The organism is Flavobacterium nackdongense, from assembly GCF_004355225.1.
Classification (GTDB): Bacteria; Bacteroidota; Bacteroidia; order Flavobacteriales; family Flavobacteriaceae; genus Flavobacterium; species Flavobacterium nackdongense.
Genome location: NZ_CP037933.1, coordinates 1,541,060 through 1,567,443 on the forward strand (window position 1 = coordinate 1,541,060; position 26,384 = coordinate 1,567,443).

The 26,384-nt window shown below is 35.6% G+C and carries 30 protein-coding genes and 4 tRNA genes; 14 read left to right on the forward strand and 20 right to left on the reverse strand.

Annotated features, from left to right (window positions below; all coding sequences use genetic code 11):
* Nucleotides 1–240: 240 nt before the first annotated feature.
* The 9 genes from E1750_RS06390 to E1750_RS06430 form a co-directional block, all read right to left on the reverse strand.
* Complete coding sequence (locus E1750_RS06390) at nucleotides 241–585, reverse strand: Hpt domain-containing protein (RefSeq protein ID WP_133275974.1); 345 nt, start codon at nucleotides 583–585, stop codon at nucleotides 241–243.
* The gene (locus tag E1750_RS06395; protein WP_133275975.1) at nucleotides 586–1,197 is read right to left on the reverse strand and encodes a fumarylacetoacetate hydrolase family protein; all 612 of its coding nucleotides are present in this window, start codon (nucleotides 1,195–1,197) and stop codon (nucleotides 586–588) included.
* Between the two features lie 73 nt (nucleotides 1,198–1,270).
* The gene (locus E1750_RS06400) at nucleotides 1,271–2,041 is read right to left on the reverse strand and encodes a 3'-5' exonuclease (RefSeq protein WP_133275976.1); all 771 of its coding nucleotides are present in this window, start codon (nucleotides 2,039–2,041) and stop codon (nucleotides 1,271–1,273) included.
* A gap of 137 nt (nucleotides 2,042–2,178) precedes the next feature.
* Entirely contained in the window at nucleotides 2,179–3,519 is a 1,341-nt protein-coding gene (locus E1750_RS06405; protein ID WP_133275977.1) for a dihydrolipoamide acetyltransferase family protein, read from the reverse strand.
* A 92-nt stretch (nucleotides 3,520–3,611) separates the two neighbouring features.
* Nucleotides 3,612–4,778: a glycosyltransferase family 2 protein gene (locus E1750_RS06410; RefSeq protein WP_133275978.1), complete on the reverse strand. Its 1,167-nt coding sequence runs from the start codon at nucleotides 4,776–4,778 to the stop codon at nucleotides 3,612–3,614.
* A gap of 3 nt (nucleotides 4,779–4,781) precedes the next feature.
* The gene (locus E1750_RS06415) at nucleotides 4,782–5,072 is read right to left on the reverse strand and encodes a type II toxin-antitoxin system RelE/ParE family toxin (protein WP_133275979.1); all 291 of its coding nucleotides are present in this window, start codon (nucleotides 5,070–5,072) and stop codon (nucleotides 4,782–4,784) included.
* Nucleotides 5,072–5,320, reverse strand: coding sequence for a hypothetical protein (locus E1750_RS06420; RefSeq protein ID WP_133275980.1), 249 nt, complete (start codon nucleotides 5,318–5,320; stop codon nucleotides 5,072–5,074). Before E1750_RS06420 ends, E1750_RS06415 begins: the two co-directional genes overlap by 1 nt.
* Nucleotides 5,321–5,410: 90 nt before the next feature.
* Nucleotides 5,411–6,097: an OmpA family protein gene (locus E1750_RS06425; protein WP_133275981.1), complete on the reverse strand. Its 687-nt coding sequence runs from the start codon at nucleotides 6,095–6,097 to the stop codon at nucleotides 5,411–5,413.
* 12 nt (nucleotides 6,098–6,109) lie between these two features.
* Entirely contained in the window at nucleotides 6,110–6,616 is a 507-nt protein-coding gene (locus E1750_RS06430) for a lipocalin family protein (protein ID WP_133275982.1), read from the reverse strand.
* A gap of 250 nt (nucleotides 6,617–6,866) precedes the next feature.
* Here E1750_RS06430 and htpG point away from each other — a divergent pair, with 250 nt between their 5' ends.
* The 12 genes from htpG to E1750_RS06490 all read left to right on the forward strand — a co-directional run bounded on the left by htpG (nucleotide 6,867) and on the right by E1750_RS06490 (nucleotide 20,109).
* On the forward strand, nucleotides 6,867–8,750 hold the full coding sequence (gene htpG, locus E1750_RS06435) for a molecular chaperone HtpG (RefSeq protein WP_133275983.1): 1,884 nt from the start codon (nucleotides 6,867–6,869) through the stop codon (nucleotides 8,748–8,750).
* A 140-nt stretch (nucleotides 8,751–8,890) separates the two neighbouring features.
* Entirely contained in the window at nucleotides 8,891–11,131 is a 2,241-nt protein-coding gene (locus E1750_RS06440) for a M20/M25/M40 family metallo-hydrolase (protein WP_133275984.1), read from the forward strand.
* A gap of 12 nt (nucleotides 11,132–11,143) precedes the next feature.
* A complete protein-coding gene (locus E1750_RS06445; RefSeq protein ID WP_133275985.1) occupies nucleotides 11,144–11,554 on the forward strand; it encodes a DUF2721 domain-containing protein in 411 nt (136 codons plus the stop codon).
* A gap of 65 nt (nucleotides 11,555–11,619) precedes the next feature.
* A complete protein-coding gene (locus E1750_RS06450) occupies nucleotides 11,620–13,011 on the forward strand; it encodes a DUF1800 domain-containing protein (RefSeq protein WP_133275986.1) in 1,392 nt (463 codons plus the stop codon).
* 11 nt (nucleotides 13,012–13,022) lie between these two features.
* A complete protein-coding gene (locus E1750_RS06455) occupies nucleotides 13,023–14,192 on the forward strand; it encodes a DUF1501 domain-containing protein (RefSeq protein ID WP_133275987.1) in 1,170 nt (389 codons plus the stop codon).
* Nucleotides 14,193–14,261: 69 nt separating this feature from the next.
* Nucleotides 14,262–14,495 carry a uroporphyrinogen decarboxylase gene (locus E1750_RS06460; protein WP_133275988.1) on the forward strand — a complete coding sequence of 78 codons (234 nt, stop codon included), beginning with the start codon at nucleotides 14,262–14,264 and terminating at the stop codon, nucleotides 14,493–14,495.
* A gap of 151 nt (nucleotides 14,496–14,646) precedes the next feature.
* On the forward strand, nucleotides 14,647–15,354 hold the full coding sequence (aqpZ, locus tag E1750_RS06465) for an aquaporin Z (protein ID WP_133275989.1): 708 nt from the start codon (nucleotides 14,647–14,649) through the stop codon (nucleotides 15,352–15,354).
* A 72-nt stretch (nucleotides 15,355–15,426) separates the two neighbouring features.
* Nucleotides 15,427–16,029, forward strand: a complete 603-nt coding sequence (locus tag E1750_RS06470; RefSeq protein WP_133275990.1) for an alpha-ketoglutarate-dependent dioxygenase AlkB family protein — start codon at nucleotides 15,427–15,429, stop codon at nucleotides 16,027–16,029.
* A 44-nt stretch (nucleotides 16,030–16,073) separates the two neighbouring features.
* The gene (locus E1750_RS06475; protein WP_133275991.1) at nucleotides 16,074–16,910 is read left to right on the forward strand and encodes a sterol desaturase family protein; all 837 of its coding nucleotides are present in this window, start codon (nucleotides 16,074–16,076) and stop codon (nucleotides 16,908–16,910) included.
* 115 nt (nucleotides 16,911–17,025) lie between these two features.
* Nucleotides 17,026–17,304, forward strand: a complete 279-nt coding sequence (locus E1750_RS06480) for a DUF2805 domain-containing protein (RefSeq protein ID WP_133275992.1) — start codon at nucleotides 17,026–17,028, stop codon at nucleotides 17,302–17,304.
* Nucleotides 17,305–17,412: 108 nt separating this feature from the next.
* Complete coding sequence (locus tag E1750_RS06485; RefSeq protein WP_133275993.1) at nucleotides 17,413–19,272, forward strand: M61 family metallopeptidase; 1,860 nt, start codon at nucleotides 17,413–17,415, stop codon at nucleotides 19,270–19,272.
* 126 nt (nucleotides 19,273–19,398) lie between these two features.
* Nucleotides 19,399–20,109, forward strand: a complete 711-nt coding sequence (locus E1750_RS06490; RefSeq protein WP_133275994.1) for a DUF4369 domain-containing protein — start codon at nucleotides 19,399–19,401, stop codon at nucleotides 20,107–20,109.
* Nucleotides 20,110–20,288: 179 nt separating this feature from the next.
* Here E1750_RS06490 and E1750_RS06495 read toward each other — a convergent pair whose 3' ends face one another.
* The 6 genes from E1750_RS06495 to E1750_RS06520 all read right to left on the reverse strand — a co-directional run bounded on the left by E1750_RS06495 (nucleotide 20,289) and on the right by E1750_RS06520 (nucleotide 22,032).
* Nucleotides 20,289–20,834, reverse strand: coding sequence for a transglycosylase domain-containing protein (locus E1750_RS06495; RefSeq protein WP_133275995.1), 546 nt, complete (start codon nucleotides 20,832–20,834; stop codon nucleotides 20,289–20,291).
* A 52-nt stretch (nucleotides 20,835–20,886) separates the two neighbouring features.
* The gene (locus E1750_RS06500) at nucleotides 20,887–21,366 is read right to left on the reverse strand and encodes a hypothetical protein (protein ID WP_133275996.1); all 480 of its coding nucleotides are present in this window, start codon (nucleotides 21,364–21,366) and stop codon (nucleotides 20,887–20,889) included.
* A gap of 234 nt (nucleotides 21,367–21,600) precedes the next feature.
* A tRNA-Leu gene (locus tag E1750_RS06505) sits at nucleotides 21,601–21,683 on the reverse strand.
* Between the two features lie 50 nt (nucleotides 21,684–21,733).
* Nucleotides 21,734–21,806 (reverse strand) — tRNA-Lys (locus E1750_RS06510).
* Nucleotides 21,807–21,848: 42 nt separating this feature from the next.
* A tRNA-Lys gene (locus E1750_RS06515) sits at nucleotides 21,849–21,921 on the reverse strand.
* 38 nt (nucleotides 21,922–21,959) lie between these two features.
* Nucleotides 21,960–22,032, reverse strand: a tRNA-Lys gene (locus E1750_RS06520).
* A gap of 127 nt (nucleotides 22,033–22,159) precedes the next feature.
* Between E1750_RS06520 and E1750_RS06525 the strand changes: the two genes are divergently transcribed.
* Complete coding sequence (locus E1750_RS06525) at nucleotides 22,160–22,678, forward strand: shikimate kinase (protein WP_133275997.1); 519 nt, start codon at nucleotides 22,160–22,162, stop codon at nucleotides 22,676–22,678.
* Here E1750_RS06525 and E1750_RS06530 read toward each other — a convergent pair.
* Both E1750_RS06530 and E1750_RS06535 read right to left on the reverse strand, forming a co-directional pair.
* The gene (locus tag E1750_RS06530; RefSeq protein WP_133275998.1) at nucleotides 22,670–23,170 is read right to left on the reverse strand and encodes a phosphoribosyltransferase family protein; all 501 of its coding nucleotides are present in this window, start codon (nucleotides 23,168–23,170) and stop codon (nucleotides 22,670–22,672) included. The genes E1750_RS06525 and E1750_RS06530 overlap by 9 nt on opposite strands.
* A 57-nt stretch (nucleotides 23,171–23,227) precedes the next feature.
* Nucleotides 23,228–23,632 (reverse strand): RNA-binding S4 domain-containing protein, encoded by a 405-nt coding sequence (locus tag E1750_RS06535; protein ID WP_133275999.1) that lies wholly within the window; start codon nucleotides 23,630–23,632, stop codon nucleotides 23,228–23,230.
* Between the two features lie 79 nt (nucleotides 23,633–23,711).
* Between E1750_RS06535 and E1750_RS06540 the strand changes: the two genes are divergently transcribed.
* The gene (locus E1750_RS06540) at nucleotides 23,712–24,839 is read left to right on the forward strand and encodes an FKBP-type peptidyl-prolyl cis-trans isomerase (protein WP_133276000.1); all 1,128 of its coding nucleotides are present in this window, start codon (nucleotides 23,712–23,714) and stop codon (nucleotides 24,837–24,839) included.
* Nucleotides 24,840–24,937: 98 nt separating this feature from the next.
* Here the strand turns inward: E1750_RS06540 and E1750_RS06545 are convergent, their stop codons facing one another.
* The 3 genes from E1750_RS06545 to E1750_RS06555 all read right to left on the reverse strand — a co-directional run bounded on the left by E1750_RS06545 (nucleotide 24,938) and on the right by E1750_RS06555 (nucleotide 26,383).
* Nucleotides 24,938–25,255, reverse strand: a complete 318-nt coding sequence (locus E1750_RS06545; RefSeq protein WP_133276001.1) for a rhodanese-like domain-containing protein — start codon at nucleotides 25,253–25,255, stop codon at nucleotides 24,938–24,940.
* Nucleotides 25,256–25,260: 5 nt separating this feature from the next.
* Nucleotides 25,261–25,545: a rhodanese-like domain-containing protein gene (locus tag E1750_RS06550; RefSeq protein WP_133276002.1), complete on the reverse strand. Its 285-nt coding sequence runs from the start codon at nucleotides 25,543–25,545 to the stop codon at nucleotides 25,261–25,263.
* Between the two features lie 259 nt (nucleotides 25,546–25,804).
* A complete protein-coding gene (locus E1750_RS06555; RefSeq protein ID WP_133276003.1) occupies nucleotides 25,805–26,383 on the reverse strand; it encodes a peptidylprolyl isomerase in 579 nt (192 codons plus the stop codon).
* Between the last annotated feature and the right edge of the window lies 1 nt (nucleotide 26,384).

Below are 26,384 nucleotides of genomic sequence, written 5' to 3' on the forward strand. Positions count from 1 at the left end.
GGAAGTTTGAAGTTTGAGGTTGGAAGTTGGGAGTTAAAGAATGTCAATTTTGAAATTTCAATCTAAATTCTGAAATCTACAATCTGAAATCTTTTTAGCCCTGATGGAAGTGGAAAGCTTTTTTGCCAAAATCACTATTTTTTCTAAATAAAAAAGAGCGACCAGAGGAAGCTCCTTTTTTATTTTTTTAGAAAAAAAGTGATTTAAAAAAAACTTGTAACGTACAGCAGGATGAGCTTCTTATAAATCGAAATCTTTCTTTAATTCTTTTACCGCATCTTTCACCTGATGTTTGATACTCTTGAATGTTTCTTTGATTTCTTTAGTTTCACCCTCCGTTTTCGTCCAGGCCTCGACTTGAAGAATTTCTTCGAAAGCCACTTTTAAACCAAGCAAATCCAGAGATGGCTTTACTTTGTGCGCATAAGAATAGGCGTGTTTGTGATCTTTCTTTTTGATTCCTTCTTTGATTTGTGCGATATCTTCGGGAATTTCGTTTACAAACAACGTTACGATTTGAAGAACAAATTCTGGGTCGTTATCTGAAAGTGCGTACACTTTTGCTAAGTTGTAATATAGTGCCATTTATTTGATTTGTATGCTAAATAATTTGTTTCCTTCTAAAAATCCTTCTAAAACATCATCTGGCTTTACTGCAGCAACTCCTGCAGGCGTCCCAGTAAAAATGATGTCACCAATTTTTAATGTAAAATATTGCGAAATATAAGCAATTAGTTCATCAATCTTCCACAACATATGGCTTGTATTGCCTTTTTGTACTGTTTGATTATTATTGGTTAATTCAAATGTAATATTTTCTAATGAATTGAATTTACTTTTTGGTAAAAATTCGCCAATAACGGCTGAACCGTCAAATGCTTTGGCTTTTTCCCAAGGCAATCCCTTGGCTTTTAATTCGTTTTGCAAATCGCGCGCTGTAAAATCTATTCCAACACTGATTTCATCATAATATTTATGCGCAAACTTCGCGTCTATGTATTTCCCAACCTTGTTGATCTTGACAATCAGCTCAATCTCGTGATGAATATCATTTGAAAACTCGGGCATCACAAAAGGATGTTGCTTCAATACAATAGCCGAATCGGGTTTCATAAAAATAACCGGTTCGGTTGGTCTTTCGTTTTGCAACTCCGCGATATGTTGGGCATAATTTCTGCCGATACAGATAATCTTCATTCTTTTTAGATTTCAGATTTCAGATAGCAGGTTTCAGGTTGCAATCTGCTATCTGAAACCTGCCATCTGCAACCTATTTCGTATTCAATTTTCTTAACTTTATCGCTGTCAACACTTTTTTAGTATACAATGGGAAATCAGCATTCTGAATCCAGCTAAAATAACCAGGTTCAGTCTCTAATATTTTATCCACTTTAGCTCCTTTATGCTTTCCGAAGGTGAATATCTCTTCGCCATCCTTGTCGAAAGCGATCATCCCTGCAAAATCAGCTATCTTCTTTCTAGTGGTATATTCTGCCAATGACTTTATATCATTTTCTAAATCGGGATACCGCTCTAATTGTGCTAACATAATTTCGTAAGTTGCCATCGTATCGGCCTCGGCAGAATGTGCATTTTCGAGATTTTGACCACAATAAAACTTCAAAGCTGCACTCAATGTGCGCTCCTCTTTTTTGTGAAATATGGTTTGAACATCAACCGAAACTCTATTTTTCATATCGAAATCTACTCCGGCACGCAGCATTTCTTCGGCTAACAACGGAATGTCGAAACGGTCAGAATTGTATCCCGCCAAATCGGAATCCTTTATCATAGTGTATATCTGAGACGCCAATTCCTTAAAACTAGGCTCATTAGCCACTTTCTCATTGCTGATGCCGTGAATTGCTGTACATTGAGGAGGAATAGGAATAGTTGGGTTGACCAACCAAGTTTTGCTTTCTTTATTTCCGTTTGGAAAAACTTTAAAAATTGCTATTTCAACGATTCGATCTTTGGCAACATCAGTCCCTGTGGTTTCGAGGTCGAAAAAACAAATTGGTTTGTTAAGCTTGAGCTCCATTTTAAATTTTTAGAATGACAAATATATCTTTTTGAACTTACCGTTCGTCGATTATTTAAAAAAGTTTTGGACAAATAAAACCAAAAACCCGACTCGTTCAAAAAAACAGTCGGGTTTGTATTCTGCTTTATATCGAATTAAAAACTTCTTTCGACATCAAAGGCTTCCAGGTATTCGGCAACTCGTTTCACAAAGCTTCCACCAAGCGCACCATCCACAACACGATGGTCGTAACTGTGCGAAAGGAACATTTTCTGGCGAATACCAATAAAGTCTCCTTCTGGGGTTTCGATAACCGCGGGCACTTTTCGAATGGCGCCAAGAGCTAAAATTCCAACTTGCGGTTGATTGATAATGGGCGTCCCGAAAACACTGCCAAAAGTTCCCACATTGGTTACTGTATAGGTTCCTCCTTGCGTATCGTCTGGTTTTAATTTTCCAGTTTTAGCTCGATTTCCTAAATCATTGACCGCTTTTGCCATACCCACTAAATTCAGTTGGTCGGCATTTTTTATAACAGGAACGATTAAATTTCCATTGGGTAAAGCGGCAGCCATTCCCAAGTTGATGTTTTTCCTTTTGATGATGGTTTCGCCATCAACAGAAATATTCATCATTGGAAAATCCTTTAAAGCTTTGGCAACAGCCTCCATAAAAATGGGGGTATACGTCAGTTTTTCGCCTTCTCTTTTTTCGAAAGTAGTTTTTACTTTATCACGCCATTTTACAATATTGGTTACATCTACTTCGATAAACGACTGAACGTGTGCCGAAGTTTGAACCGAAGCCACCATATACCCTGCAATGAGTTTGCGCATTCTGTCCATTTCGATGATTTCATCTCCGCTGTTAAGCCCCCCAACCCCCACAGGGGGAGTTGATTGAGGACTTTTTATGACACTTTCCACTCTGATTTCATTCAGATTTTGAATATCTGATGGAGTACTTCCGCTAGGAGTTCCCCCTTTGGGGGTTAGGGGGCTTTTTATATAATTTAAAATATCTTCTTTGGTCACTCTGCCCTCTTTACCTGAACCGGAAATATTTTCTAATTCAGTTAGAGAAATTCCTTCTTCTTTAGCAATGTTTTTTACTAATGGAGAAAAGAATTTTTCAGAATCAGAAAAATTAATTGGAGCTGATACGGTTTCTTTGGCAACTTCTATACTTTTTTCAATTGCGGCAACTTCTATTGGAATTACAACTTCTTGTTTTGCAATTTCCGGAACAGAATTGGCTTCAGTTTCAATAATTGCAATAGTTTGTCCTACTTGAACCATATCGTCTTTGGCAAATAATTGTTCAACTAATATCCCTGAAACTTCACTGGGAATTTCACTATCTACCTTATCTGTCGCAATTTCAATCACTACTTCGTCAACCTCAATTTTGTCGCCCACTTGTTTCAACCAATTTGTGATTGTCGCTTCTGCAACACTTTCTCCCATTTTTGGAAGTTTCAATTCAAATCTTGCCATATTATTAACCCAAAAGGTGATTTTGATTTTATGAGTGCAAAATTAGTAATTATTTTTAGTTTAAGTCACGAATTACACAAATTTACGTGAATTCAAAAAACACTGAATTTTATGACATCTCCCCTGTCAAAACTACTGTTGCTACCAATCAAGAAGTCAGAGGATTCGGGATGAATTTTAAAAGTTAAACCCTTTTTTTTATTGGCTTCCAAAGTAGTAATTATGGTCTTAAACTTGAGATAATTTTGGTCAAAAATGATTTCTGCAGTTGAACTTACCGAAAACGATTGCGAACCTAGTTGACAAACGACTGGTTTTTTCAATTGATTTTCTATTTTTTTTCTCAAAATTGCGCCTGAAGTTTCCGAATCTGATACCAGAATATATTTTTCAGGATTAGGCTTTGTCCCGAAACTTCGGGATGGGTTTCCTTGAATCATTTTGACCAATGAAAAAAAGAAAATTCCCAATTTCATAAAAACTGAAAATAAAAAAGACACTTTAAAATGCTTTTTGTAAAAGAAATTCATCGCTTCCTGAAAGCGTTTCATATAGGCTCCGTCTTTTACGGTGCTCTCCCCTTTATAATGTATAACCGAAGTTTCGTGATAATAATAATTTGACTTTCCCTTTTTCAAGGCCATATATGACAAATCTATATCGTCAGAATACATAAAACAATCCTCGTCGAAACCCCCAATTTCATTGTACAAATCTCTCTTCATCACCATAAAAGCACCGACAAGAATATCCACTTTACCCGTTTCATTCTCCGATAAATGTTGAGCATAATACTTTCCGAATAATTTTGGTGACACTTTATACAAACCCGTAATTTTGGTAAAAGCCACAAATGGCGTTGGAACACCACGCTTACATTCAGGCAGAAAATTCCCCGTCCCATCAATGAGCTTACAACCTACAATACCTAAATCATTTTGTCTTTTGGCGAAAGCCAAAACTTTCGAAAAAGTATCTTCTGCTACAACAGTATCGGGATTTAAAATACAAATATATTCACCTTTAGCCGCAGCTACACCGACGTTATTTCCTTTTGGAAAACCTGAATTTTCAGAATTTTCTATGAGTTTAACGTTCGGAAAACGCTGTTTTATCATTGCGCAACTGTCATCTGCTGAGTTATTGTCTATAACAATAATTTCAGCGTCTATATTTTCGACTGCTTTTTGAACACTTAGAACGCAAAGTTCGAGAAAGTACCGAACATTGTAATTGAGAATGATGATGGATAGTTGCAAAATTTACTTTTTAAGTTTTTTTGGATTTTGCTTAGTATTAAAAACTCTTAAAATTACGACCTTATCTTTTTCAACAGCGTAAATAATTTTAAAACTCCATATTACTGCAAACCTAACTTTTTCGATATTAACAAATGGATCGATCGGAAATTTATAAGGAAAATCTGTGAGTGAGGCTGCCAAATCATAAATGCCATTGAAAACCAATATTGCATTTTGCGGACTTTCTTTTTTAATATATTTATAAATTGCTTCTAATTCATAAAAAGCCTTTTTTCTCCAAAGGACTTCCATTAACCTAAAATTTTCTTTTTCACTACTTCACTAGAATAGGTTTCCAATGTTCCTTTGGCAAGACAATCTAATGCATCAACGATATCAGTTACAAATTCTTTTTCAGATACTGATGAACCGTCTATAGCATAACCTATGATGTTTTCCTGACGAAAAGTTTGATTCAAATTCTCAGGTTTGTAAATGAGTTCAGACTCCTGAACTCCATCTATTTTAGTAGGTAGAGAATTTTTATTTGATTTGTTCATTGTAAAACAACTTTAAAATTCAAATGTACAAAATTATTCCAAAAAAAAGCTGCTTCATTACAAAGCAGCCTTACTTAAATTCCTAAAATATTATTGTCCAGCTTCTTTTTTAGCATCCTCTTTCATTTTATCATTGGCTGTAATGGCAAATTCAACTCTACGGTTTTGACTTCTACCTTCTGGAGTGTCATTGGTCGCGATGGGTTGCTCAATTCCCAATCCAGTGGTTTTGAAACGCGAGGCTACTAGGCCTTTTGAGATTAAATAAGTTTTAACCGATTCGGCTCGTTTTTCAGAAAGCGTAAGATTGAATGCTGCCGATCCAGTATTATCGGTATACCCATAAATCTCAATATTGGTATCTGAATATTCAGTAAAAACAGGTATTAATTTGTCCAAATTGGTTTTGGCTCTATCGGTTAAGGTGGCTTTTCCAGTATCAAAAAGTACCGAATCTTCTTTTAATGTCAAATGAATCCCCTCGCCTACTCGTTGCACATCGGCACCGGGCAAAGATTGACTTATTTCTCTGGCTTGTTTGTCCATTTTATGACCTATCAATCCACCGGCGGCTCCACCTATGGCGGCACCAATAGCAGCCCCAGCCGCAGCATTTCCTGAACTAGCACCAATTAATCCTCCGACCAAAGCTCCTGCAGCCACACCAATTCCGGCTCCTTTTTGTGCATTATTAGCATTTTTTACAGAGCTACAACTTGTAGTAAGATTGGCCAATACAAACAAAATAGCTAATCCAAATGATATTGTTTTTTTCATAATAAGTTGACTTTATTTGTTATTTAATTTTTCGAATTGATAGGTAATATCCTTTTTTTGCCCGCCTACATCAATCTTATCAATCAACTGAAAAGAGGTTTCTGTTTGATTGGCAACACGCAATACATAACCCGAAGTAACGGTTTTTGATTTCACTCCAGTTTCAACAATTTTCAAAACAAACATTCCATCCTTGTTGATACTCCAAACTATCGGCGAACTAAAAGCGGGACAATTGGCAGTGGCAATACTCATATACCCTTTATTGTTATTCGAGATAAAGTTCCAAACACTACCCACGAAGCATTGTGAATCGGCAATTCCGAAGGAATCTACCTTAAAATAGTCTGAACCCGGATAGGCAACACTTGTGATTTTCCAATCACCCTTGATGGCAACCTGAGAACTTTTGTCCAACTTCGTGTTGGCAACCGGCGCAGGTGCAGGTGTAGATGTAGACGTAGACTTGCAAGCAATCGCAAACAATACTAACAAAAATAATGCGGCAAATTTCTTCATAATTTATTTTTTTTGGATTAAGTAAATAATTAAATTACAGACTATAAAGTTATTATTTAATTTTTGAAAAAACAGCGACCTAACCCAAAAAAAATAATTCTTAATTTTTTTATCGTCCATTCACAAAACAATCTCAAGCAAAGCCCTACTTCCAACTTATAAAAAAATGTCATTTTGTCACATTCATAGGATTTGGTATTCTATTTGAAAGCATAAAAACAATTCAAATAATTTTTAAAAAACTTCAACTATGACAACTGGAAAAATTAATGTTTCTGTAGAAAACATCTTCCCTTTGATTAAGAAATTCTTATACAGCGATCACGAAATCTTTTTGCGTGAGTTGATTTCTAATGGAACGGATGCCACCTTAAAATTAAAACACCTTTCAAGCATTGGCGAAGCCAAAGTGGACTATGGCAACCCAATTCTAGAAGTAAAAATTGATAAAGAAGGCAAGAAATTGCATATTATCGACCAAGGTTTGGGGATGACCGCCGATGAAGTAGAAAAATACATCAACCAAATTGCCTTTTCAGGAGCCGAAGAATTCTTAGAAAAATACAAAGATTCTGCCAAAGATTCTGGAATTATTGGTCATTTTGGACTTGGTTTCTATTCTGCCTTTATGGTCGCTTCAAAAGTGGAAATCATTACAAAATCATACAAAGACGAACCAGCAGCCCACTGGATTTGCGACGGAAGCCCTGAATTTACTTTGGAGCCTGCCGATAAAACCTCTCGTGGAACTGAAATCATTTTGCACATTGCTGAAGATTCATTAGAATTTTTGGAAGAGTTCAAAATCAGAGAACTATTGAACCGATACAATAAGTTTATGCCTATTCCAATTAAATTTGGAACTAAAACAGAAACACTTCCTAAACCGGAAGACGCCCCTGAAGATTATGTAAATGAAACTATCGAAGTTGACAATTTTATCAACAATCCAAATCCGGCTTGGACCAAACAGCCAGCGGACTTAACTGATGAAGATTATAAAAGTTTTTATCACGAATTGTACCCAATGCAATTTGAAGAGCCTTTATTTCATATTCATTTAAATGTTGATTATCCTTTCAATTTGACAGGTATTCTCTATTTCCCAAAATTAGGTGCTGATTTACAAATCCAAAAAGACAAGATTCAATTGTACCAAAATCAGGTATTTGTAACGGACAACGTCGAAGGAATCGTACCTGAATTCTTGACAATGCTGAAAGGTGTAATTGATTCTCCAGATATTCCATTGAATGTTTCTCGTTCTAGCTTGCAAGCAGACGGAGCTGTGAAGAAAATTTCGAACTATATTACTCGTAAAGTAGCCGATAAATTGAAATCTTTATTCACTGAAAACCGCGAAGAGTTTGAGCAAAAGTGGAATGACATCAAAATTGTACTGGAATACGGAATGCTGTCTGAAGAGAAATTCTACGAAAAAGCCGATGCTTTCGTTTTGTATCCAACGGTTGATGATAAATTCTACACTTTAGCAGAATTGAAAGAAAATCTAAAGGATAATCAAACCGATAAAGATGGAAAACTAGTCGTTTTATATGCTGGAAATAAAGAAGCTCAACATTCCTATATAGAAATTGCTCAAGAAAAAGGATACCAAGTTTTACTTTTGGATTCTCCTATTATTCCGCATTTGATTCAAAAAATTGAAAGCAATAATAATGATATGACTTTCGTTCGTGTCGATTCAGACCATATAGATAATTTGATTAAAAAAGAGGAAACTACCATTTCCAAATTATCGGATACCGAAAAAGAAACTTTAAAAACCTCACTTGAAGCCTATATTCCAAAGGCATACACAGTGCAACTGCAAGCTATGGACAGTCAGGCGGCGCCATTCATCATCACGCAACCAGAATTTATGCGTCGTATGAAAGAAATGAGCCAAACCGGTGGAGGCGGAATGTTCGGAATGGGGAATATGCCAGAAATGTATAATTTGGTAGTCAATACCAACTCTGATTTGGCTTCCAATATCTTAAACACCGAAGACAAATCGGCTCAGGAAAACTTGGTAAAACAAGCTTTGGATTTGGCCAAATTATCTCAAAATTTATTGAAAGGCGAAGAACTTACGGCTTTCGTGAAAAGAAGTTTTGAATTGATAAAATAATCCTAGCCTAACTCCTCCAAAGGAGCGGAAATTGAGACCTGCAAATGAAAATTTGCAGGTTTTTTTTTGTTTAAAAAAAGAATTTCAATAAAGAATTACGATATTTGAATATTCAAACAAAAATTGTTAAAACACAAAATATGCGACTAGTATCCTCAAACAAAAATTTAATTTTATTTTTTTTACTTTCTTCCATTTTTCAAATTAGTTTTGGACAAGAAAAACACCTTAAAAACATACAGAAACTAACTTTTGGAGGAGATAATGCCGAAGCTTATTTTAGTCCCAATAGTCAATTGTTGACTATGCAAGTTTCCAATCCCAAGGCTGGAATTCCTTGCGACCAAATCTTTTTGTATGATTTGCAAAGCAATACCTATTCTTCAGATAATTTAAAATTGATTTCCACCGGAAAAGGGCGTACCACTTGCTCTTATTTTATGCCGGATGGAAAGCACATTCTCTACGCATCAACTCACGCTGCTTCCAATGAATGTCCCGCTCCACCGAAACCAAAAGATGGAAAATACCTTTGGGCAGTTTATCCGGAGTTCGATATTTATATGGCTGATTTAACTGGAAAAATTGTAAAACAATTGACAAATTCTCCGGGATATGATGCCGAAGCTGTGGTTTCTCCTGACGGAAAGAAAATCGCTTTTACCAGCAGCCGAAGTGGTGATTTAGAACTTTGGACAATGGATATTGATGGAACAAATTTGAAACAAATCACCAATGGTTTAGGATATGATGGCGGAAGTTTCTTTTCGCACGATAGCAAAAAACTAGTATTTCGTTCTTCGCGTCCCAAAACCGAAAAAGACATAGCCGAATACAAAGCATTATTGAAAGAAAATGTGGTAATGCCGACCGAAATGGAAATTTACACATGCAATGTTGACGGTAGCAATCTAAAACAAATCACGCAATTAGGCAAAGCCAATTGGGCTCCATTTTTCCACCCATCGGACAAAAAAATTATATTTTCATCTAACCATCATTCCACTCGTGGGTATGATTTTCAGTTGTATATGATAGATATCGATGGCGAAAATTTAGAGCAAATTACTTGGGAAAGTGAATTCAATGCCTTCCCAATGTTTTCCCCTGACGGAAAAAAATTAGTTTTCTCCAGTAATCGCCAACAAAATGCAGCACGTGAAACGAATGTTTTTATTGCCGATTGGATCGATACTGATGATACGGAACTCGCCAAATCAGTCCATCTCAAAAAGAATATTTCTTTCTTGGCTTCTGATGATTTGAAAGGAAGGCTAACAGGTTCAAAAGAAGAAACAATAGCCGCTAATTATTTGGTTAATCAATTCAAAAGCTTAAAATTAAAACCTTACGAGGGCAAAAATTACTTTCAAAATTTTAATTACAAAGTAAAATTAAATCCTCACGACACTATTGCTAATAGCGGTTTGGAAAATACTGGAAAAAATGTCATTGCCTATTTAGATAATAAAGCGAGTAAAACTATTGTTATAGGCGCCCATTACGATCATTTAGGTTTGAACCAACACCATAATTCGACCAAAATGAATTCGGAAGGAGAAATCCACAATGGTGCCGATGACAATGCTTCTGGCGTTGCTGGCGTTTTAGAATTAGCCAGAATGTATTCTCAAAACAAAACCATCGAAAACGTAAATTATATTTTCGCTCTTTTTTCAGGTGAAGAAGATGGTTTAATTGGTTCTAAATTTATGGCTGAAACTTTGAAAAATAAGTATCCAAATGTAATCGCAATGATTAATATGGATATGATTGGGCGATTAAATGACAAAAAAGAATTGACAGTTGGCGGAATTGGAACTTGTCCCGAATTCAAAAATAGTGTTGAACTTAACAAACCGGCTGGATTTAATATCAGCCTAGACGAAAGTGGTGTAGGCCCATCAGACCATACTTCGTTTTATTTGAAAGATATTCCAGTATTGTTTTTCTTTACCGGAACACATTCAGACTACCACAAACCGACTGACGACGAAGACAAAATAAATTATACCGGTGAAAAAAATATTGTAGATTATGTTTTTAGAGTTACCAACTCCATTGCCGATTTAGATAAAGTTGAATTCACAAAAACCAAAATCACAGCAGCAAAAACCGGGGCAAAATACAAAGTAACACTAGGTATTATGCCCAATTACGCCGACAGTAGCGATGGGCTGCACGTAGATGGTGTAACCGAAGACAGACCAGCACAAAAAGCTGGAATTCTTGCGGGCGACATCATCACTAAAATTGGGAGCTGCGATGTAAAAGAAGTGTATAGTTATATGGAATGTCTCTCGAAAATAAAGTCAGGCGAGGAGCTTCCTGTAACCTTTAAAAGAAATGGAGAGACCAAAACAGTTACAGTAAAATTCTAAAACCAGCTCAAAATGACTTTACAAATCGAAACCCCTGCCCTGCTTTTCTCTGCAACTTCATTGATTCTATTGGCCTATACCAATCGTTTTCTGACCATAGCAACCATCATAAGAGGTTTAAAAAAAGCATATAAAGAAAAGGCAAGTAGTATGGTTTTACTCGAAATAAAAAACCTCAACTTGAGACTAACGCTCATTCGCTTTATGCAAATGGCGGGTGTTCTAAGCTTATTTTTATCAGTATTTTCGATGCTGTTGTTGTTTATTGACGAGCAAGAATTTGGTGTTTATGTATTCGGGTTGAGTTTATTGAGTTTGCTCATTTCATTGGGTTTATCCTTCTGGGAAATCAATATTTCTGTTGGCGCACTTCGAGTACATTTGAGCGATTTGACCGAAAAAAAAGAAACCGAACAATGGTAATCTTGAATTCAATCGATTAAACCTTTTCATAAAATTTAAGTCAGAATCCCAAAGCACTCTTGATTATGGACAAAAACATTCTCTGGTCCTTGCGACTCGGTTTTTCGGCAAAACAAGCCAAAAGCATTGAAAAAAATGGCTTGAAAAAATTCTTGGATCTTTCTTTTGCCACCAATTTCGATTCTAAAATTCCTGATTTTCTAAGTGAAAGTCCTAAAACCTATGCCGAATTTAAGGAAATTCGAAAAAAAATAAAATCAAGTCCCGACGAAAAAAAACAAATGCTCAAAAAAGAAGGGCAAACTTCGGCAGCAATGAAAGCCTGGTGGATCAGAAAAATGAATCAAGAAGAATTTCCGCTTCGCGAAAAAATGACTTGTTTCTGGCACAATCATTATGTGTCGACTTTTCAAAAAGTAAAGGTCAATTATTGGGTATTTCAACACAATCAAATTTTAAGAGAAAATGCTTTTGGCAACTTCAAAACCTTGACCAAGAAAATCATCAAAAGCAATGCAATGGTCCGCTATTTGGACAATGTTGACAATCGAAAAGACAAACTCAACGAAAATTTAAGTCGGGAATTGCTAGAACTTTTTACGCTAGGAATCGGAAATTATACCGAACAAGACATAAAAAATGGAGCTAAGGGACTCGCTGGCCTAGGAATTGGAGAAGAAAACGCCATTTACCGCAAATTTTTCGAAAACAATGAAAACTTCGATTACTTGGGAAAAAACGGCAATTTCAAAGCGGATGAAATGGTTGATATCATTTTTGAACAACCTAATATTCCGTATTTAATTACTAGAAAAATTCTAAAATGGTTTATTTATGATGAACCGAAGGAAGAATTAGTGCACTATTATGGCGCTTATTTGAAGGCGATGAATTTTGAAATTCAACCCTTACTAATTAAAATTTTCACAGAGGAATTTGCTAAAAACAACTCCGGTTCCAAGATAAAAAATCCTTTGGAATTCAGTTTACAACTGATGAACGAGCTCAGTATTGAAGACCCAAACGAAAAATCTATTGCCTTTTTCCTAAGAGCACAAGGAATGGATTTGTTCAATCAGCCCAATGTAAAAGGCTGGGATGGCGGAAATGCTTGGCTCACCTCTCAAATATTTCTGCAACGAAACAATGTCGCCGATTTGCTTTGTAATGGCAGAAGTTTAACCCCAGGCAAGAAAGAAATGGATGAAAATTCGATGATGAAACAAAATCCAAAAAAACAACTGAATGTAAAATTAGATTGGAATAAAGAAGGAAACAACAAAGAAATTATTGCTGAACTCACCAACCGTTTGCTATTTCAAACGGACAAAAATAATCAAACCGATTTCGAGCAACTACTAAAATACGATTTCGACAGCAAAACAGACGGTTCCGAAAATGCCGTCCTGCGCTTGTTCAATTTTATGGTAAAAACACCCGAATTTCAACTCATTTAAAAATCAAGAAAATGGACAGAAGAAAATTTTTAGCCATCACAGGAACATTTACCGGAGGTTCACTCCTACTTCCTGATTTTTTATATTCGTTTGGTTCGCAAAATAATTTGGTTTTAGGCGAGCAATGTGTTGTTTTCGTGCAGTTGAATGGTGGGAATGACGGATTGAACACCTTTATCCCTTTTGAGGACTCTCTTTATCATAATTTACGCCCCGCTATCTCACTTTCGAAAAATGAAGTTTTAAATTCGCACAAAGGAATGGCTTTTCATCCCGCATTGTCCGGATTTGCTACGATGCAACAAAGTGGCGACTTATCGGTGATTCAGAACGTTGGTTATCCGAATCCGGTTCGCTCCCATTTCCGAAGTCAGGAAATTTGGCAAACTGCCCCCACGAAACAAGAATATCTCAGTGATGGTTGGTTGGGTCGTTATCTTGATTTGCAATGCAAAGAACACCAACCCACAGCGGGTATCAATATTGACAATATCGACAATTTAGCATTGAAAGGCGAAGAACCCAATTCGATTACTGTAAAAGACCCTAACCGATTCAAAACCAAAAACAAGTTGGAAAACGAAGGTCAATTATCGGATAATCCGCAATTGGATTTTGTTCGGAAAATTGCCAACTCCGTCGTCGAAGGCGCCGATGATATTCAAAAAGCATTAGCTAAATCGGCTCCTTCGGATGTTGTGTATCCCAAAACGGATTTGGCAAAAAACCTCGAATGGATTTCGAAATTGATCAAAGGAAACTTGAACTCGAAGGTATATTACACCTCGCTTGGTGGTTTTGATACGCACGACAATCAATTGGCCATCCACAAAAACAAACTAACCGAATTGAATAATGCTGTATATAGTTTTTATCAGGATTTGAAAAAAGCGCAGCAATTACAGAACGTGACCATTGTAGTTTTCTCGGAATTTGGCCGTCGAGTAAAAGACAACGGACGAGGAACCGATCACGGCACCGCTGCACCAATGTTTGTCATCGGAGGAAACAATCGAGGACAAATCATTGGAAAAAATCCTAATCTTTCGGATTTGGACAATGGGGATTTGAAACACGAAATTGATTTCAGGAGTGTATATGCCTCCATTTTGAAAAATAAATTGAATTTCGATGCCTCCAAAATTGGCATTCAAAACAGAGTTCTGGAGGGTTTGTTTTAAAAAATCAATGATTTCTATATAAAAACCGCAACAATAGCCTACTTTTGCCCTCCACTAAAATGTAAATTTATGTTCGATATTCCACTGACAGAATGGGTAGGCTACTTGGCCTCTTTAGTATTAATGATTTCATTTTTAATGAAAAACATCAACACCTTACGAATCATCAATTCGACGGGATGTCTGTTATTTGTAATCTATGGATTTATGTTGTCCACATCTTGGCCGATTATCATTTCCAATACCTTTATTTTGGGTGTCAATATATACTATTTGACAAAGCATTTTAGCACCAAGTCCTGAATTAGATCCTCATCTTTTTCTAATCGCAAAGCAATTGCAACAGCATTTTCGCCTCTATTTTTGCTAATATTTAAAAAAATTAACATTTTTTTTTGATTATACAGTACATTTCCCTTAACTTCGTATGTAGTAACAATCTAAAAATTACATTATGAGAAAATTATTGGCCGAGTTTTTCGGAACCTATTGGTTGGTTTTTGGCGGATGTGGTAGCGCTCTTTTTGCGGCTGGAATCCCAGATTTAGGAATTGGATTTGTAGGCGTTTCCCTCGCCTTTGGTTTAACTGTTCTTACAATGGCTTATGCTGTCGGGCATATTTCAGGAGGACATTTTAATCCCGCAGTTTCTTTTGGATTATGGGCTGGAGGACGATTTTCTGCCAAAGAATTAGTGCCTTATATCATCGCGCAATGTGCAGGAGCCATCGCTGCGGCAGGTACTTTGTTTGCTATTGCTACAGGAAAAGCCGGATTTGCCATTGATGCCTCAAAAGCAGGTGCTTTTGCTTCGAATGGTTTTGGCGCTTTTTCCCCTGATGGTTATTCTATGCAAGCGGCATTTATTGCAGAATTCATATTGACCATGTTTTTCTTATTAGTAATCCTTGGAGCCACAGATAAATTTGCCAATGGTAAATTTGCAGGCATTGCCATCGGACTCGCGTTGACATTAATACACTTAATCAGTATTCCAATTACGAACACCTCTGTAAACCCAGCACGATCTTTGTCGCAAGCCGTTTTTGTAGGTGGCGAACCATTATCACAAGTTTGGTTGTTTTGGTTAGCCCCCATTTTAGGCGCAATTGTAGCTGGATTGATTTATAAAAACTTACTTCAAGACACTTCCGAAGCCTAATTTTTTATATTAAAACATACTAAAGAGAAAAGCAAAGATGAAAATCTTCGTTTTTCTCTTTATTTTTGTCTAATGAATTTACCATTTCAACCAGAGCCGATTATTTTTAACTTGCCCGATGCAGAAATCATCTACTTTCCTCATTTTTTCGACATAAAAGATGCTGATATCCTTTTAAATCAATTAGTTGCTGAAATTCCCTGGCAACAGGACGACATTCGAGTTTTTGGAAAAATTCATCCGCAACCTCGATTGACGGCTTTATTTGGAAATGAAGGAAAATCCTATTCCTATTCGAATATAAAAATGCATCCGCAGCCTTGGACTCCGATTTTGCAAAAGATAAAATCAAAGGTCGAAAGTGCTTCTGACACAAATTTTACAACAGTTTTGCTCAACCAATATCGGGACGGAAAAGACAGCAACGGCTGGCACGCCGACAATGAAAAAGAATTAGGTCAGAATCCAATAATTGCGTCCGTTAGTTTTGGTGCCGAAAGAATGTTTCAATTGAGACACAATTCAATTTCAAATGCCAAACTAAATATTGTACTCGAACACGGAAGTTTATTGCTAATGAAAGGAACGACACAACATTTTTGGAAACACCAAATTCCGAAAACTTCAAAACCCATTGGCAAAAGAATAAATCTAACTTTTCGCCATATTGTTTAAAGATGCTGTAAAAAAGACTAGCTTTGAACTTTAATTCTTTGATTATGAATGAAATTATTACTTATTTTGCTACCATTCCCTCCTCGCATAGAAGTTTGATTCTTGTGGGCGGAATTACTTTCTTTTGGCTAATCGAAAATGGATTTCCACTTTTTAATTTATCTTATAAAAAATGGCAACATGCGGGAATTAATTTTTTCATGACCTTTACAACCATTGCCATCAATTTCGCCTTGGCTTTTATTTTATTAGAAACATCCAATTGGACAATTGCCAATAATTTTGGTCTTTTACAATGGTTGCCCAAGATGCCGGCTTGGCTTTATGCGCTTGTTGGTTTGCTATTATTAGATTTCGTTGGCGCTTACTTGGTGCATTTTATCGAGCATAAGGTCAAATTCCTATGGCGATTTCACTTGATTCACCATACCGACACTTGGATAGATACCACTTCAGGAAATAGACATCATCCGGGTGAAAGTGTTATTCGATTTGTCTTTACCACCTTTGGGGTTTTGATCATTGGATGCCCAATTTGGTTGGTCTTTATGTACCAAACTATTTCGGTAATTTCTACACAATTTACTCACGCAAATATTGCATTACCCGAAAAACTAGACGCTTTTTTGAGTTGTTTTTTGGTGTCACCCAATATGCATAAAGTACACCATCATTACAAATTACCTTATACAGACAGTAATTACGGGAATATTTTTTCGATTTGGGACCGGCTATTTGGGACTTTTATGTACCTCCCTAAACAAGAAATTGTTTACGGAATCGACACGTATAGGAGCCCTGAAGAGCATAATCGATTGGGAAAATTACTAAAAATACCATTTGAAAAACCCCGATTGACTGAAAACAATCAAAAAGCATAAAAAAAATTAGCTATAAATAAAAAGTAATTATTTTTTTTATTAATATTGGTCAAAGATTTATAAAACAAAACTATTCATTAACCAACCTTACTAAAATTGAATTAATTTTCACCTAATGAAGAAGAGCAGCCGCATAGAATTAAATTGGGAACAAACCGAAAAACTGGTTACGTTCGCCTTAGAAGAAAGAAACCCTTTCGAAATCATCAAAAAAGAATTTGGGTTATCTGAAAAAGAGGTTCTTGAAATCATGAAAAAAAAGATGCCCGCAGAAAAATACGAAATGTGGAAAAAGAAAGCTTTAGCCAGTAAACCAAAACCAAAACCGGCAAAAATTGATGATTTTGATGAAGATTTAGACGGCAAATATTATATAAAAAATAAACTCGATTAAAGTAAAACTCCTGTTTGGGAGTTTTTTTCTTAAAATACCATCCTAAATTACAATCCTCCGTAACATTTCCGTCTTGACAAAGACCTATCAAAAACAAAAAAACACAAAATGAAAAAAATAGTATTTGCATTAGCATTTGCAACCGTTCTATGGAGTTGTAAATCCACAAGTTCGTCGACTAGCGCTGCTCCAAAAGAAGACATCCAAGTAAACATCAATCTTAACGAAATCAAAGAAGACAAAGTTTTGGTTACGGTCAAATCACCTAAAATCAAAACGGATGAAATATCGTACCATATCCCCAAAACGGTTCCTGGCACCTATTCACAAGACAATTATGGCAGATATATTGATGATCTAAAAGCTTATGACAAAAAAGGAAATGCCTTGAATGTCACTAAAAAAGATACAAATTCCTGGTCTATTTCGAATGCTAAAAATTTAGATAAGATCACGTATCTAGTCAATGATACTTACGATCTCGAAACCGGAAAAGGTTTTGGTAGTGATGAGATTTTTTCGCCAGCAGGCTCCAATATCGATGCAAGTAAAAATATTATGCTTAACACACATTGTTTTGTTGGTTATTTTACAGATTATATGGCTGTACCCTACAAAGTTAGCGTTTCGCATCCTGCCGAACTTTGGGGAGCTACCTCAATGCAGGACCAAGACCCAGCGAATACCAATGATTTGTTTATGACCTCACGTTACGCGGAATTGGTCGAAAATCCGATTATGTATTCTAAACCCAATTATACCACTTTCGCGGTTGATGATATGGAAATTCAAATTGCAGTCTATTCTCCTTCCGGAAAAATCACTGCCGAGGATATTACCCCTGACATGAAAACCATGATGACCGCTCAAAAAAAATTCTTAGGCCCTGTAAATGCAACAAAAAAATATAGTGTTTTATTGTATTTATCGACAATGAATCAAGACGCACAAGGATTTGGAGCCTTAGAACACCCAACAGCAACAACAGTCGTATTTCCTGAATTAATGCCTAAAGAAGCCTTAAACAAAGAACTGAAGGATGTCGTTTCGCATGAATTTTTTCACATCGTGACTCCGTTGACGATTCATTCACAGGAAATTCAAAATTTCGACTATAATGACCCGAAAATGTCGGAACATTTATGGATGTATGAAGGAGTAACAGAATATTTTGCCAATCTATTTCAAATCAACCAAGGGCTAATTGAGGAAAGTGAATTTTATACTCGAATTGCAGGGAAAATTGAAAATTCAAAAAAGCTCAATGATACTATGCCATTTACGACTATGAGTAAAAACGTATTTGTAGAACCTTATAAAGCGCAATATTTAAATGTATATGAAAAAGGCGCCATGATTGGAATGTGCTTGGATATTATCATCAGAGAAAACAGCAATGGCAAAAGAGGCATTCTTGATTTGATGCATAAATTATCTGACGAATACGGGGTTTCGAAAGCGTTTAATGACGAAGAACTTTTTGCAAAAATTACCCAATTAACTTACCCTGAAGTGGGCGATTTCCTAAAGACTTATGTGGCAGGTCCAACCCCAATTCCTTATGACAAATACTTAGCAAAAGTGGGAGTTACCAAAGCAATCAAAAAATCGCCCACAAATGTTTTCTTAAAAGGTCAAGTTCCCTACATTACTGTAAATCAATCGACCAAAGAAATTATCGTTGTTCCCAATATCGAATTGAATGATTTTTACACCAATCTAGGACTAAAAGGAGGCGATATTTTGCTGAGTATCAACGACAAAAATTATACTTTAGACAATATCTATGATATGATTTTGGAAAGCGAAAATTGGAAAGAAAACGACGCAATCGCGGTCAAAATTAAAAGAGACGGAAAAGAACAAACCATCAACGGAAAAGTAAAACTTCCGTATGAAGATAAAGAAAGTTTTGAAGCGACAGATGCAACAAAATCTGCGCTGAAAAATGCTTGGTTAAAAGGCTAATTAAATAAAAAAACCGAAGTAAAAACCAATTTAGAAATAGATTGGTTTTTTTATTAATTTACATTCGTAAAAGGCAAATATATCCTTCAATTTGCTTTATTTTGCAAAAAAAATAAAAAACACATAATGAAAAAATCTATTGTAGCGATCTTTACGCTTTTGGTTTTAGCTTCTTGCAACAAAGAAGAGTCAAAAACCAATCTTCACCTCACTGGAAACATAAAAGGACTGAAAAACGGAGTGTTGTACATCCAAAGAGTGGTAGACACAAGTCTTGTAGCAATTGACACCATAAAAATTGACGGAGATTCAAAATTTGAAAGCAATATTGACTTAAAGTCGCCTGAAATGTTGTATTTATTTTTAGATCGAGGAGTAACCAACTCATTGGACAATAATATTTTGTTTTTTGCCGAAGCGGGCAACATCAACATCGACACTAATTTAGATTCTTATATTGTAAGTGCAAAAATTACGGGTTCAAAAAATCAAGATAAATACCAAGAATATCAAAAAATAAATGCTCGTTATAGAGATGAAAATTTAGATTTGATTCAACAAAAATTTCTTGCTTTAAAAAATGGCAAGACCGCGACTTTAGATAGTTTGAACGCCAAGCAGGAGAATAATACAAAAAGAAAATACTTATTCGCCACCAATTTTGCTATCAACAACAAGGATTACGAAGTGGCCCCTTATATCGCATTGACTGATATTTACGATATCAATGTAAAATATTTAGATACCATTCAAAAATCGATGACACCAAAAGTAGCACAATCACTCTATGGCAAAAAGCTAACTGAATATTTATCCAAAATAAAAGCACAGCAATAAAGCAATCTTTTAGAAAGCAAAAATCCCGTCACGATGTATTATCATGACGGGTTTTTTGTTGATATAAAAGTCCCGCAGCTACACGAGGTTTGGGACTAAAGATGCGATATTTTTCCATTACGGACAAATTTTCCAAGTACAAAGGCAACTTTATATTCAGCCGCACCGAACCCTATTTGTTACCAGCTTGTATTTTTATTTAGTATTCTTTTATAAACAAGTAGTTTATTCCTAACTCCTTCTTTATTACGAACAGGGTTATAAAGGCGCGAATTTTCAAGCATTATTATAACTGTCATTATTTCATCTTCATTCAATTTATCAACCGTTTTGCCAAAATAAAATTTTGAAACTTTTTTTAATCCAATGATATTATTTCCAAAATCATAGTTTAGTAATTGAAATTTTAAACATTCGTTATTCGAAAATTCCTTTTCAATTTTTAATAAATATATTTTTTTTGTCAAAGAAAATCCGTGTCTGTATGGACCAATATATGTAGTTGCTGTTTCACAATTACATCTTCTTTGTTTAACTACTTTATAAATTTTATTTTCAATATCTAATACTGATTTAAAATTCTCTTTTCGACTTTCTTTTAAAGCATTTGTCAAATAAACAAATTCTGCATTTTTAAACATTGGATTAAAATCGCTTAACAAAAAACTATATGTTACAAAAAGCGCAACAATAATTAATATAATAATTTTTAAGGTTTTTTTCAATTTAAGGTGTTGTTTTCAGCGTTTTTTCGGCAAACTTGCAGGCAACTACTGATTAATGACTAAAAGCAGCCGCTACAGCTACTACGATTGCACCAATGATGAACAATGCATAGAAACTTAGGGTAACAATTGCCATAATTCCAATGAATTTATAATGCGATTTCAAATATTCGAATGAACCGGCAAGCGCAGCCGAATCTTTATTTTTCAAGGCAAGTTTCAGATTCGACGAAAATTTATTTAGATAATAAATGGGGAAGAAATAGAGCGCCGCAATCAACAAGTAAAAAAAAGTTACGATAATCCCAAAAGAGGAACCAAACATCCCCATTTGTCCTAAAGGCATCATTTGTCCGACCGATGAAAAAATCGCCCCGGCAAACAAGGCAAATACAACAAAAAATCCAATCATAATGTACCCTAATATCGATAAGAAATAGGCCCATTTAGCCGCTTCCTTCAAAAATCCTTTTGCGGAATCATTCAATTGCAATTCAGTTACTTCTTCTTCTATTTCATTATATACTTCCATAGTTTTTTTTCTCAAATTTAATGAAATTTCCTAAAAAACAATTGCTTGTACACTATTTTTTTTAAATATTATCTTTTGTTTCTTTTGCAAAAAATGGTCTAGAACAAAAAATACATTTTTGTTTAATGAAATATTTTAAACAAACATTCGATGGGCGGATACAATCTTCAACAGATAAAAAAAATCCTAATCACCTCGTTGCTATGTGATTAGGATTTAAATTTGATAAAAAAGTGACCACGGTGGGATTTGAACCCACACGCCCTTACGAGCACCACCCCCTCAAGATGGCAAGTCTACCGTTTCTCCACGTGGCCTAAAAAATATAGAGACGCTGCATTGCAACGTCTCTATATTTTTCTTCGTGTGACCTGACTGGGTCTCGAACCCAGGACCCCAACATTAAGAGTGATGTGCTCTACCAACTGAGCTATCAAGTCGACAGACTATCAAGATTCTATTAACGTATGCGCATTATTTTGTGACCCGACTGGGGCTCGAACCCAGGACCCCAACATTAAAAGTGTTGTGCTCTACCAACTGAGCTATCGAGTCATTGCTTCAAGAAAAGTATTTTATAATCACAAAATTTGTGACCCGACTGGGGCTCGAACCCAGGACCCCAACATTAAAAGTGTTGTGCTCTACCAACTGAGCTATCGAGTCTTTCTCTTTTCTTGAATGCGGGTGCAAATATAAGGTCTTATTTTCTATTTTTCAAAGGTATTTTATTATAAATTTGTCTTTTTTAAACAAAAGTACTTAATGCCTTAATATATAAGGCTTTATTCAGATGAGAAAAATTATTTTATTAGGTTATATGGGTTGTGGAAAGTCCACAATTGCCAATAGATTATCAAAAATTACAAATTTACCCTTCGTGGATTTGGATAAAAGCATCGAAGAAAGAACAAATTTGACTATAAATGAAATTTTCAAGCAGCGTGGGGAAATATATTTTCGAAAGCTAGAACGTGAAGTTTTAATCGAATTATTAGCTGCTCCAGAATCTTTAATTATTGGATTAGGGGGAGGAACTCCTTGTTATGCGAATAATCACGAATTGCTGCGAGGTGAAAATATACTTTCAGTTTACCTCAAGGCTTCAGTAGATACTTTGTTTGAAAGATTGGTCGCTAATAAAAGTAAGCGCCCGATTATTGCTGCCAAAACAGACGAAGAACTCAAGGAATTTATTGCTATCCATCTTTTTGAAAGAAGCTACTATTACAGTCAAGCACAATATAAGGTGATTATCGACGGCAAAAGCAAAGACGAAACGACCCAGGATATAATAGCCCTTTTAACTTAAATACGCATAATTTTCACCCTCTTCGTTAAAAACTACTTCAACATTGTCTAAGGAAGATGTTGAGAGTGAAATTCCTTTGAAATCCGCTTTTACGGGGTATTTTTTATGATTTCTATCGACAAGTACTGCCGTTTTGAATTTCTTCAATGGGACATCCAAGAAATGTCGAACCGCATAAATCAGTGTGGTTCCTGAATTCAGCACATCATCGACTAAAACCAATCCTTTATTCGAGTATTCCTCTTTAGTTAGTGATGTTTGTACATCGGATACAGGCTGATGCTTGTTAATTTGTACTTCGCAAAGTGATACCTTCAAATTGGAAATTGTATTGAGCGAATCTGCAATTTTTTTGGCAAATACAAATCCATTGGAGGCAATACCTGCGATAACAATTTCCTCTTCGTCTATAAAAGTTTCATAGATTTGATAGGCTATTCGCTTGATAGTATGTTCGATTTCCTGATTCGTTAAGATGATATTTTTGCTCATTTTAAAATGATTTTAGATGTTAGATTTCAGATTTGTTAAAATTAGTAATTAAAATTATCAAGACTCGTCGCCCTCTCCTTCGGGAAGGGTTGGGTTGGGGCTATTGCCAAACTCATCTATATCACGTCTGTCTTTTTTGGTAGGTCTTCCTGTGCCGTTTTTTCGATAATGTTCTTTCGATAACTTCAATAATTCTAAATGTTCGTATACCTCGGCAGGGGTTTCGTTTTTTCGATACATATCGACCAATTTAGCACTAACTCGATTGTCAGGAATGTCCAAAACAGTGATGATTTGGGTGATTTGGTCTTTTCTAAACGTGATTTTATCTGTAGGAAAAACTTCTTTCGACGGTTTGGCCAGTTGTCCATTTACAGTAACGTGATTTTTTTTACAAGCCTCGGTAACCATATTCCGAGTTTTGTAATAGCGCACGCACCATAAATATTTATCTATTCTCATATATTTTCAAAAATCGAAGTTAAATTCTACGCAAAAATAAATCAAAATTGTATCTTGCGCACCTAAATAATGAGTTATAATGAACAAATTTAAGTTTTATTTTTTAGTAGTATTTGCAGTCCTTTCTTTTTCGTGTTCAAACAATGATAGTTCAGGTGTAACCGTAGAGCCGCCAAGAGATTACAAGGTTCAATACGATGCCGACATTGCCCTAATTGAAGAGTATTTGAAAACCAACTATATTACCGTCGTCAGTAATCCTGGAAAATTTGATGATCAAGATGTTACAATTACAAAAATTCCAACAGGAGGAACTCAACCTTCTATTTATTCTTATTTGAATGCAGCTACTTTTCCAAAACTTTTGATAAAAGAAGTAAAATTGCACAACATCGTTTATAATTTATACTATTTGGTTCTGAGAGAAGGTAAAAAAGATGTGGTTACTGGATATGGCGGAGTGTCGCCTTGCAATGTCGATGGCGTCTTGACCTCGTATAGAGGAACGTATTTATCGAAAAGTGCTGCTACAGCCACGGCACCTTCCGAACTCACAGCCACTTTCTTTGAAGAATCCAAATTCCCGCAAACTACTTTTAGTTTGTACAGCGTTATAACGGGTTGGAGCGAGGCTTTTCCAAAATTTAAGTCGGGTACTTCCGTAATTAATAATGATGGTACAGTATCTTATTTTGACTTTGGTTCTGGGGTGATGTTTCTGCCTTCAGGCTTAGCATATTACAATAGCGGTTCCGGTGCCATTCCGTCGTATTCGCCCTTGGTTTTTAGCATCAAATTATACAATGTTCAGCGATTAGATCAAGATAATGATGGCGTTTTTTCGTATCAGGAGGATTTAAATAAGGACGGATATGTTTATGATTACAGAAATACTATTGCATACCCAACAACTCCTACAACCAATATAGACGATACAGACAAAGATGGCATCCCAGACTTTTTAGATGTAGATGACGATGGAGATAATTATACCACCCGACTCGAAATCACAAAACCAGCAGGAACAATTTCAGGGTTGAGTCTCTATTTTCCATACGACCCGATTGCAGATGATCCTTTGACTACAGCAATCGAAACCGAAACTAAAGGGATTCCATCGTATGATAAAATAAATAAGACATTTGATTATACAACACCCGGCAGAACGAGAATACATATTGATTCTGCTTACCCAATTAAACTATAATTTTGTTTTCACGAAAAAATAAAACCTCGAAAGTATCAATTTTCGAGGTTTTTTTATGCTAAAGGAGATAGGAATTGGTATTCCTGTTTCAAAAAAGATTATCCTATTTTATTTTGCAAACTGCTCCATCCGCCACCATTGTAAACTTGAGTGTATCCGTTTGATATCAGAATACTTTTGGCCGAAGCACTCCGCATTCCCGAAGCGCAGCAGGTGATGATGGGTTTATTTTTGTCCTTTAGTTTTCCTAGATTGTTTCTCAAAGTATCTACCGAAATGTTTAAAGAACCTTTGATGTGACCGCCAGCATATTCTCCTTTTGAACGTACATCCAATATTATGGCGCCGTTTTTTACCAATTCGGCATAGTTGACGCTGGGGCCAAGACCGAATAATTTTTTGATTGTGTTTATCATTATTATTAAATTGATTTAGATTTGTAGTAATTTACGTTTAACCATGAGCCTCCATTGTAACATTCGATGCCGTATTGTGATAGAAAATGTTGGGCTTGACCGCTTCTGCCGCCTGAAGCACAACACAGGACCAGTGGTGCATTTAGCGCTTTGAGTTCTTTAATTCTTTCGGGAATTTCATTCAACGGAATGTTGATAGAACCAGCTACATTGCCACCTTGAAATTCTCCATAAGATCGCACATCTACTATTGTGCCTTGATTTTCTAAAATTATTTTTTCAATATCCATTTTCTCAGATTTTAATGATTTTACCCGTTATATAAAATGCTTCACGAATTATTATGGCACAAAAGTAAGGCTAGGATTGTGCTCAAACAGTAACTTTGGTTACACAAGATGCTATTTCTACGAAATATTAATTTTGTTGGTATTTTGAGAATACCATTATTTGGAGCCATTAAGTTTCATTAAGGAAAATTGGAAATTTTATTTGTAATGGTTCAAGAATTTTAAAGCATAGTTTAATGGTTAAAATGCTATCGAATTTTTATTTTTTTCGAATGATGGACAAAATCACTACTGGAGGTTTAAAATATTGCTCATTATTAGGTGCCAATTGTTGAATTTTCTGGACCACATCCATTCCTTTTATAACTTTTCCGAAAGCGGCAAAACCTTGTCCGTCCTTGTTTCTTTTGCCACCATAATCCAAAGAAGGCTGGTCATTGATGCAAATAAAAAAACTACAGGTTGCTGAATCGGGTTTGCCTCTCGCCATAGAAATAGCTCCGTTTTTATGAAGAAGGCCTGTTTTTGAGGTTCTTTCGAGTGGGATCGCTGCAAATACTTTTGTCGAATCGACTTCGCCACCTTGAATGACTTCAATTTTTACAGAATCCTTCTGCTGATTGTTTAAAGTTACCGATCGAAAGAAAGTCGTGTTGTCGTATAAACGTGCATCGACATATTTCAAAAAATTGGCGACCGTAATTGGCGCTTTTTTAGGATACAATTCTACCGTAATATCACCCAAAGAGGTTTTAATAAGGCAAGTTTCCTTTTTTTGTGCACTAAGAATTGAGACTGCAAAAAGCAAAACTACTAAAGATAGAGAGATTTTTTTCATT

What these genes read in the sequence shown, in the direction of transcription:
- E1750_RS06390 (WP_133275974.1), bottom strand. Translation starts at nt 585, where the DNA reads ATGGCACTATATTACAACTTAGCAAAAGTGTACGCACTTTCAGATAAC.
- E1750_RS06395 (WP_133275975.1), bottom strand. Translation starts at nt 1,197, where the DNA reads ATGAAGATTATCTGTATCGGCAGAAATTATGCCCAACATATCGCGGAG.
- E1750_RS06400 (WP_133275976.1), bottom strand. Translation starts at nt 2,041, where the DNA reads ATGGAGCTCAAGCTTAACAAACCAATTTGTTTTTTCGACCTCGAAACC.
- E1750_RS06405 (WP_133275977.1), bottom strand. Translation starts at nt 3,519, where the DNA reads ATGGCAAGATTTGAATTGAAACTTCCAAAAATGGGAGAAAGTGTTGCA.
- E1750_RS06415 (WP_133275979.1), bottom strand. Translation starts at nt 5,072, where the DNA reads ATGGAAGTCCTTTGGAGAAAAAAGGCTTTTTATGAATTAGAAGCAATT.
- E1750_RS06420 (WP_133275980.1), bottom strand. Translation starts at nt 5,320, where the DNA reads ATGAACAAATCAAATAAAAATTCTCTACCTACTAAAATAGATGGAGTT.
- E1750_RS06425 (WP_133275981.1), bottom strand. Translation starts at nt 6,097, where the DNA reads ATGAAAAAAACAATATCATTTGGATTAGCTATTTTGTTTGTATTGGCC.
- E1750_RS06430 (WP_133275982.1), bottom strand. Translation starts at nt 6,616, where the DNA reads ATGAAGAAATTTGCCGCATTATTTTTGTTAGTATTGTTTGCGATTGCT.
- htpG (WP_133275983.1), top strand. Translation starts at nt 6,867, where the DNA reads ATGACAACTGGAAAAATTAATGTTTCTGTAGAAAACATCTTCCCTTTG.
- E1750_RS06440 (WP_133275984.1), top strand. Translation starts at nt 8,891, where the DNA reads ATGCGACTAGTATCCTCAAACAAAAATTTAATTTTATTTTTTTTACTT.
- E1750_RS06445 (WP_133275985.1), top strand. Translation starts at nt 11,144, where the DNA reads ATGACTTTACAAATCGAAACCCCTGCCCTGCTTTTCTCTGCAACTTCA.
- E1750_RS06450 (WP_133275986.1), top strand. Translation starts at nt 11,620, where the DNA reads ATGGACAAAAACATTCTCTGGTCCTTGCGACTCGGTTTTTCGGCAAAA.
- E1750_RS06455 (WP_133275987.1), top strand. Translation starts at nt 13,023, where the DNA reads ATGGACAGAAGAAAATTTTTAGCCATCACAGGAACATTTACCGGAGGT.
- E1750_RS06460 (WP_133275988.1), top strand. Translation starts at nt 14,262, where the DNA reads ATGTTCGATATTCCACTGACAGAATGGGTAGGCTACTTGGCCTCTTTA.
- aqpZ (WP_133275989.1), top strand. Translation starts at nt 14,647, where the DNA reads ATGAGAAAATTATTGGCCGAGTTTTTCGGAACCTATTGGTTGGTTTTT.
- E1750_RS06470 (WP_133275990.1), top strand. Translation starts at nt 15,427, where the DNA reads ATGAATTTACCATTTCAACCAGAGCCGATTATTTTTAACTTGCCCGAT.
- E1750_RS06475 (WP_133275991.1), top strand. Translation starts at nt 16,074, where the DNA reads ATGAATGAAATTATTACTTATTTTGCTACCATTCCCTCCTCGCATAGA.
- E1750_RS06480 (WP_133275992.1), top strand. Translation starts at nt 17,026, where the DNA reads ATGAAGAAGAGCAGCCGCATAGAATTAAATTGGGAACAAACCGAAAAA.
- E1750_RS06485 (WP_133275993.1), top strand. Translation starts at nt 17,413, where the DNA reads ATGAAAAAAATAGTATTTGCATTAGCATTTGCAACCGTTCTATGGAGT.
- E1750_RS06490 (WP_133275994.1), top strand. Translation starts at nt 19,399, where the DNA reads ATGAAAAAATCTATTGTAGCGATCTTTACGCTTTTGGTTTTAGCTTCT.
- E1750_RS06500 (WP_133275996.1), bottom strand. Translation starts at nt 21,366, where the DNA reads ATGGAAGTATATAATGAAATAGAAGAAGAAGTAACTGAATTGCAATTG.
- E1750_RS06525 (WP_133275997.1), top strand. Translation starts at nt 22,160, where the DNA reads ATGAGAAAAATTATTTTATTAGGTTATATGGGTTGTGGAAAGTCCACA.
- E1750_RS06530 (WP_133275998.1), bottom strand. Translation starts at nt 23,170, where the DNA reads ATGAGCAAAAATATCATCTTAACGAATCAGGAAATCGAACATACTATC.
- E1750_RS06535 (WP_133275999.1), bottom strand. Translation starts at nt 23,632, where the DNA reads ATGAGAATAGATAAATATTTATGGTGCGTGCGCTATTACAAAACTCGG.
- E1750_RS06540 (WP_133276000.1), top strand. Translation starts at nt 23,712, where the DNA reads ATGAACAAATTTAAGTTTTATTTTTTAGTAGTATTTGCAGTCCTTTCT.
- E1750_RS06545 (WP_133276001.1), bottom strand. Translation starts at nt 25,255, where the DNA reads ATGATAAACACAATCAAAAAATTATTCGGTCTTGGCCCCAGCGTCAAC.
- E1750_RS06550 (WP_133276002.1), bottom strand. Translation starts at nt 25,545, where the DNA reads ATGGATATTGAAAAAATAATTTTAGAAAATCAAGGCACAATAGTAGAT.
- E1750_RS06555 (WP_133276003.1), bottom strand. Translation starts at nt 26,383, where the DNA reads ATGAAAAAAATCTCTCTATCTTTAGTAGTTTTGCTTTTTGCAGTCTCA.